The 6,539-nt window shown below is 68.3% G+C and carries 10 protein-coding genes; 9 read left to right on the plus strand and 1 reads right to left on the minus strand.

Translation table 11 applies throughout. The features are described 5' to 3' along the window. The 8 genes from VIR15_RS07085 to VIR15_RS07120 all read left to right on the plus strand — a co-directional run. The coding region (locus VIR15_RS07085) for a phage portal protein (RefSeq protein WP_331926769.1) at window positions 1-1,081 on the plus strand (1,081 nt) is incomplete at its 5' end. Beyond that, window positions 1,078-1,746, plus strand: coding sequence for an HK97 family phage prohead protease (locus tag VIR15_RS07090; RefSeq protein ID WP_331926770.1), 669 nt, complete (start codon window positions 1,078-1,080; stop codon window positions 1,744-1,746). The genes VIR15_RS07085 and VIR15_RS07090, both read left to right, overlap by 4 nt. A gap of 128 nt (window positions 1,747-1,874) precedes the next feature. After that, a complete protein-coding gene (locus VIR15_RS07095; protein WP_331926771.1) occupies window positions 1,875-3,113 on the plus strand; it encodes a phage major capsid protein in 1,239 nt (412 codons plus the stop codon). Between the two features lie 74 nt (window positions 3,114-3,187). Further along, window positions 3,188-3,391 (plus strand): hypothetical protein, encoded by a 204-nt coding sequence (locus VIR15_RS07100; RefSeq protein ID WP_331926772.1) that lies wholly within the window; start codon window positions 3,188-3,190, stop codon window positions 3,389-3,391. A gap of 3 nt (window positions 3,392-3,394) precedes the next feature. Further along, the gene (locus VIR15_RS07105; protein ID WP_331926773.1) at window positions 3,395-3,931 is read left to right on the plus strand and encodes a hypothetical protein; all 537 of its coding nucleotides are present in this window, start codon (window positions 3,395-3,397) and stop codon (window positions 3,929-3,931) included. Then, complete coding sequence (locus tag VIR15_RS07110; RefSeq protein WP_331926774.1) at window positions 3,931-4,311, plus strand: hypothetical protein; 381 nt, start codon at window positions 3,931-3,933, stop codon at window positions 4,309-4,311. Before VIR15_RS07105 ends, VIR15_RS07110 begins: the two co-directional genes overlap by 1 nt. A 40-nt stretch (window positions 4,312-4,351) precedes the next feature. Beyond that, window positions 4,352-4,771 (plus strand): hypothetical protein, encoded by a 420-nt coding sequence (locus tag VIR15_RS07115; RefSeq protein ID WP_331926775.1) that lies wholly within the window; start codon window positions 4,352-4,354, stop codon window positions 4,769-4,771. A gap of 179 nt (window positions 4,772-4,950) precedes the next feature. After that, window positions 4,951-5,496 (plus strand): hypothetical protein, encoded by a 546-nt coding sequence (locus tag VIR15_RS07120; RefSeq protein ID WP_331926776.1) that lies wholly within the window; start codon window positions 4,951-4,953, stop codon window positions 5,494-5,496. On the opposite strand, the gene VIR15_RS07125 is transcribed toward VIR15_RS07120, so the two are convergent. Then, window positions 5,474-5,797, minus strand: coding sequence for a hypothetical protein (locus tag VIR15_RS07125; protein WP_331926777.1), 324 nt, complete (start codon window positions 5,795-5,797; stop codon window positions 5,474-5,476). The two genes, VIR15_RS07120 and VIR15_RS07125, sit on opposite strands and share 23 nt — an antisense overlap. Window positions 5,798-5,849: 52 nt before the next feature. Here VIR15_RS07125 and VIR15_RS07130 point away from each other — a divergent pair. Then, on the plus strand, window positions 5,850-6,539 hold a 690-nt coding region (locus tag VIR15_RS07130; protein WP_331926778.1), incomplete at its 3' end, for a hypothetical protein.

Raw genomic sequence — 6,539 nt, forward strand, 5'->3', positions numbered from 1 at the left:
GGTCGGCGGCTCTTCGACGCTTCGGCGCGTCACGGACGAGAGCGCGCCGACCTTGGCGCCGGTCTACGCAGCACTGCGGCACATCGTCGACTTCACGTCGTCGCTGCCTGTTGACGCGTACCAGCGCGGAAATGGCGGCAAGAGGACCGAAATCGACCTTCCGAGGGTGTTCGCGGACCTCGAGAAGCCCGGCCGGCAGGGTTTGGGCGTCTGGATCGGCCAGGCGGCCTACGGGCTCGCTGCGCACGGCAACGCGGTCGGCTGGGTGGTGTCGCAGTCGGATGGCTTCCCAACCGACGTGGAGTGGCTGTCGCGGACGGAGTGGGGCTTCCAGGAGCACAATCGGCAGTGGACGGTCAACGGCAGCACCGTTTCGGCGTCCCGGATCGTTCATGTGCCGTGGATCGTGCCGCCGGGGAAGACGCTGGGCCTGTCCCCCATCGAGCACTTCGCCGCGATCGTCCGGGCTGGCCTGTCGGCGCAGGACTATGCGGATGTGGCGCGTGGTGGTGGTATCCCGCCGGCGGTGTTGAAGAACACTCAGATGACGCTGAACCCTGATGAAGCGGAGAACGTGCAGTCGCGGGTGGTGCGCTCGTTCGCGTCGGGCAAGCCGTTCGTTACCGGGTCCGACTGGGACCTGTCGCTGCTGACGATCCCGCCGAACCATGCGCAGTTCATCGAGACGCTGAAGCTCTCGGCGTCCGCCATCGCGTCCATCTACGGCATCGACCCGCGTGAGATCGGCGGCAACGCCCCGAACGGGTCGATCACGTACTCGACGGACGAGACGCGGTCGCTGAACCGGGCCAACGACATGCGCCCGTACATCGTGCGCATGGAGCGGGCGTTCGCACGGCTGCTGCCTGACCGGCAGTACGTGAAGCTGAACGTCGACTCGACGATCCGCACCGACATAAAGACTCGCGTCGAAGTCATCGGCGCGCAGATCCAGGACGGTCGCCTGTCCGTGGATGAGGCTCGCGCGCTCGAGGACCGCACCTCGGTCCCTGGCGGCAGCTTCCACAACGTGCCCGCACCCAAGGCGGAGCCGACAGTGAGACAAGGAGATACACCATGAGCGACGCAGAGCGGCGCTTCACGTCGGTCCCGGTCGAGGTCCGTGCCGGCGCTGACAAGCAGCTGACCATCGGCGGGTATGCCGCCAAGTTCGAGCGGATGAGCCAGAACCTCGGCGGGTTCGTCGAGATCATCGACCGTTCGTTCTTCAACAAGTCCCGCGGCGACGGCTGGCCGGACGTGATGGCGCGCCACAACCACGACGACAACCTGCTGCTGGGCACGACGGGCGCGCAGACCCTGCGGCTGTCGCTCGACGAGATCGGGCTCGACTACGCCGTGGACGTGCCGCAGACCCGCATGGACGTGTACGAGCTCGTGCAGCGTGGCGACGTGCGCAAGTCGTCGTTCGCGTTCATCGCGTTCGAGGACGACTGGACCACCTCGGACCAGGGCTTCCCGCTGCGCCGGCTCGTGAGTGGCCGGCTGATCGACGTGGCGTCGGTCAACACCCCGGCCTATGTCGACACCGACACGGGGCTGCGTTCGCTCGCGGCCAAGTTCGACACGCCGCTCGAGGAGGTTCGCAGCCTCGCCGCGCAGAACGAGCTGACCAAGTTCTTCAAGCGCACCGACACCAAGGACCCGAAGGCGCGGAGCGTTCCCCTGTCGCCGTCTGCGTGGCTCGTGAGGGCGCAGAACATCGAGGTCGAGAACACTCTCTGATCCACCGCTGAGGCGCGGGCAGGGTGACCCCACCCGCACGAAAGCGGCTGCACAACCGAACATCCGGCAGGGCGACCCCACCGGGACCGACAGCACTTCAGTCACAAGTCCCAGGAAGGGGATTCAGCATGTCCAGCATCGCAGATGCACTCATGGAGCGACGCGCCGCGATCGCCAAGCAGATCGAGACCATCGCCACCGAGGCGAGCAACGAGGGCCGCGCGCTCACGGTCGAGGAGGAGACCAAGCTCGACGGCCTCCAGATCGAGGCCAAGCGCCTTCTCGAGCGCGCCAAGGAGATCAAGGAGGGCGAGGACCGCGCCGCGGACCTCGAGGCCTCGTTCCGTCAGGGCGGCGCCGGTTCCCGTGCGCAGCAGAAGCGCGAAGAGCGCGAGTCCTCGTTCGGCAAGTGGGCCCGTGAGGCCCGCGTCGGTGATGGCTTCGACGTGCAGGCCGAGGCCGGTGCCGAGGCCCGCGCGCTCGCGGTCTACCGCGGGCAGGAGCAGCGCTCCCTGTCCGCCTCGGGCGGTGTCGGCGCCAACAGCGTCTACTCGCAGCTGTGGGAGTACGCCATCGCGTCCTCGCAGCTCCTGCAGGCCGGGGTGCAGATCATCAACACCACGGACGGCAACAGCCTGCCGATGCCGAAGGCCACGGTCCACTCGACGACGTCCGACTCCACGGTCGCCGCGAGCGGCGCCATCGCCGAGTCGGATGCGACGATCACCACGGTCGCGCTCGACGTGGCGAAGTACGGCTTCCTCACCTACGTCCCGTCCGAGCTGATCCAGGATGCGACGTTCGACGTGGAGGGCTACATCGCCCGTTCGGCTGGCCGTGAGCTCGGTCGTCGCGTGTCCAAGGTGGCTTCGGCCGCCGCGGTCGCCGGGTTCACGACGGCCGGTTCGACTGGCCCGACCGGCACGTCGACCACGCTCGGCACCCAGTCCACGGCCGGTCAGGGTTCCGACCTGCTCGTGGACCTGTTCCACTCGGTGCTGCCGGACTACCGGGCCAGCGCGGCGTGGACGATGCCCGACCCGGCCGCCGCGATCGTCCGCAAGCTCAAGGCGTCCACCGGTGAGCCCGTGTGGCAGCCGGCGCTCACCGCGGGCGACCCGGACCTGATCCTCGGCAAGGCCGTCTACATCGACCCGTTCCTGCCCTCCCCGGCAGCCTCGGCCAAGTCGATCTACTTCGGCGACTGGTCGGCGCTCGTGGTCCGCATCGCGGGCGGCCTGCGCTTCGAGCGGTCCTCGGAGTTCAAGTTCGGCAACGACCAGGTGGCGTTCCGGGCGCTGGTCCGCACGGGTGCCGCGGCGCTTGACCCGAACGCGGTCAAGTACTTCGTTCACTCGGCCACCTGATCCGGGGCTCTGACGGGTGGCCCCGGCTCCGGCTGGGGTCACCCGCACCGCCCGATCTGATCAAGGAGGAAGTCATGCCGAAGGTTCGTATCAAGGTCCGCCCGTCGGGCCTCATCAACGGTCGCGAGTGGCCGAAGGTGGGCGAGGTCCTCGACCTGCCGGCTGTCGTGGTTGAGTCGATGGGTGACGCTCTCGAGCCCGTCAAGGCCGAGAAGCCTGCCGACAAGGCCGAGAAGCGCCCGGCTTCGCGCAAGCGGGTCGAGACGCGGGAGGGCTGAGTCGTGGCGTGGGCGACAACCGCTGACGCGACCCGGCACTGGCAGGACTCGGCCGGGCTCGACACGGCCACGGTCGAGGACCTGCTCGAGGCCGCGTATCAGGAGCTGCTCGCCTACGCCCCGATCCGGGTCGACGCCCGCACCCTGTACGACGTGGTGACGTCGGACGGCTCGACGGAGGTCACGTCGGAGTCAGCGTTCTTCGGGACGTCGGACGTGGGCCGCACCGTCACCGGGACGGGCATCCCTGCCGACACGACGATCGTGCGCGTGAAGGACCCGGGCACGGTGGTCCTCTCAGCTGCCGCGACGGCTCCCGGGTCGGACGTGGAGGTCACGGTGGGCGAGATCGTTCCGCCGAGTAACTACGTGCTCGCGAACGTCTACCAGGCGCGGGAGATCTACACGGCACAGCAGCGTGGGGACACGTCCGCAGATGTGGTCGGGTTCGGTGACTTCGCGATCCGTGCCCGCCCGTTGTCCGCTGTGGTGCGGCAGCTGCTGCGTCCGCAGGGGCATTCGCTGCTCGGGTTCGCCTGATGGCCAGCGCGCGCAGCACGATCGCGGAACTGGTCGAGACGGCCCTTGCCGATCCGTCGGTGACGGTCATCCCGTTCGTGCGGCTGGTCGACGTCACCGCGAAGACTGTCATGGTCGGTCAGACGCGGGTGGAGCCGCTGCCGGAGGCCCCGCTGGCGATGCGGCTGCACACGTTCGAGCTGTACGCGCTCGTCCCCGGCACGACCCCGTCAGAGTCGCTCGAGGACGACCTCGACGTGTTCGCGCTGGACGTGATCGACGCGCTGGAAGGTAGCGCGGTCCCGAACGAGGTGGTCGTCGTCTCTGCTGAGCGCGCGCCGATCGACGCGAAGTACCACGGCTACATCATCACCATCACATGCCCATTCACCAAGGCGTGAGCACTCGCGCCAATCCCTTTGGTAAATAAGGAGATTCGCCATGCCCGCGATTGCGAGCGCCCCATTCGTCCTCAAGGACGCCGTGTTGACGGTCGACGTCGACGACTACGAGAAGCACGTGTCCTCGGTCACGTTCACCCCGGCGATGTCGGTGGTGACGTGGACCCCTATCTCTCCCTCGGGTGTGTTCTCCGATTCGACGTCGCCGTCGTGGACGTGCGCGGTGGAGTACGCGCAGGACTGGACGACGGCTGACAGCCTGTCCCAGTACCTGATGGACAACGCGGGCCAGACGAAGACGGTGATCTTCAAGCCGCTTGGTGCGACGACGGGTGACCCGACTTTCACGGCGACGGTCATCATCGCGCCCGGCCCGATCGGTGGCGCGGTCAACACCGTGCAGACCGGCACGGTGACGATGGGTGTCGTCGGCGAGCCGGTCCGGGGCACGGTCGCCTGACGTGGCCACCTGTCCCACGTGCGGCACTCCAGCGTGGGAGGGTCCGAAGACTGAGGCGAGGACGGCATGGGAGGACGCCTTGGAGCGACTGGACTTCGCGGCGGCCTTCGGTCGGATCGGGGACATTGCGCGGGAGAATGCGCGCGACCTCGTCATCCAGATGGACCAGGCCCGGCCCGATGGCTGAGGATCTGGAGGCGTTCGCGCGGCAGTGCAAGGCGCTGTCCCGGGCCGTGTCGGCGCTGCCGAAGGACGTCAAGCAGAACCTCTCGCCCCAGGTCGTCGAGGCCATCGGCCCGAAGCTGTCGCAGGCGGTCGGGCACGCCGCGCGGGGCCCGTTCCGGCGGGCTCTGTTCGGCGCCGCCCGGGTGCGCGCGAACCCGAACCCGACACTCGTCGTCGGTGGCCGAACGGGGGCGTCATCGACGCTCTCGGGCGGCGCGGCGGCGCGGGACGTGGTGTTCGGCACGGAGTACGGCGGCGGGAACCGTGTCTCAACGGTGAACCGGAAGCCGGGCAAGCGTGGGCGCGTGTCGGCGGCGGAGCGTGCCAAGGGCGGCGCCGGCGGGAAGTCGGTCTACAAGCGGCACACGACGCGCCAGTTCCACAAAGGATGGCCCTACGTGTGGGACACGACCGAGGAGCAGATGCCTTGGGTGCTGGACGCCTACGCGGACATCATCCTGAAGAAGGCGAACGTCCTCATTGATCAAGCGCTTGGCTGATCTGGGCCTCGATGGTTTCGCGCTTGTCGGGGCAGTACTCCTCGGCGGCGAGCGGCAGAAGCCGGGTCGATATCTCTCGACGCTCCTCACTGCTGCGGTTCGACCAGCCCGGCACGTCACGCATGACCGCGGACATCTCCCAGTAGTCCCCCGCGCACAGCAGCGTTGCGACGGCCTGCGCGTTGTCCTCGGTCAGCCCAGCCGACTTGGCGACTGTCGCGTAGTCCTCCCCCGACGATCCGCACCCTGCCAGCAGCGCGACGGTCAGGGCCACGGCACTCATCGTCTTCCCCATGCTCATGTGACGCAGAGTCGCACACACCGGTTCCTGATGCACCAGCGGGGAGGTTGACGTGGCCAAGTCGAACCGCGACCTCACGATCGCGCTGATCGCGAAGGCTGACCAGTTCGACCTCGCTGAGCCGGCGAGGGACCTCGAGAAGCTCGGCGACTCGGCGAAGGACGCGGGCAAGGAGCTCGAGGGGCTCGACAAGTCGGCGAAGTCCCTGGAGAAGGTCGGCGACGCCGCGAAGGATGCCGGCCGCGAGGTCGAGTCCGGGATGGAGAAGGCCGAGAAGTCGGTCGAGTCTGTCGCCTCCCCTGAGACGCGCCGCGATCTGGACAACTTCTTTGAGCGTGTCGGCAAGGCCGGCAAGCAGGCCGGGCGCGAGATCGACGACGGCATGGACCGCGCCAAGCGCGGCATGGACGACATGAAGTCCGAGGCCGGCCAGTCCGGCAAGGAGGCGGCCGCCTCGTTCTCCGGCGGCTTCGACAGCGTCACCGACTTCATGCAGGAGACGGCCGCCAACGCCCTCGCCGGCTTCGGCGCGATCGGTGGCGCGCTGGGAATCGCGGCCGCGGCCGGGCTCGGGTTCCTCGCGAACAAGGCGGCTGAGGCGGCCGAGAACATCAAGAACGCCCGGGACAGTCTGCGCGAGCTCTACAGCAGCGGCGACGCGACCGGCAAGGACAAGATCGAGGAGTTCTTCGAGTTCCTCAGCGATGTCGGAGTGGACCTGCCCGGGCTGAACCGGGTGCTC

It is taken from the genome of Intrasporangium sp., from assembly GCF_036566125.1.
Taxonomy (GTDB): domain Bacteria; phylum Actinomycetota; class Actinomycetes; order Actinomycetales; family Dermatophilaceae; genus Intrasporangium.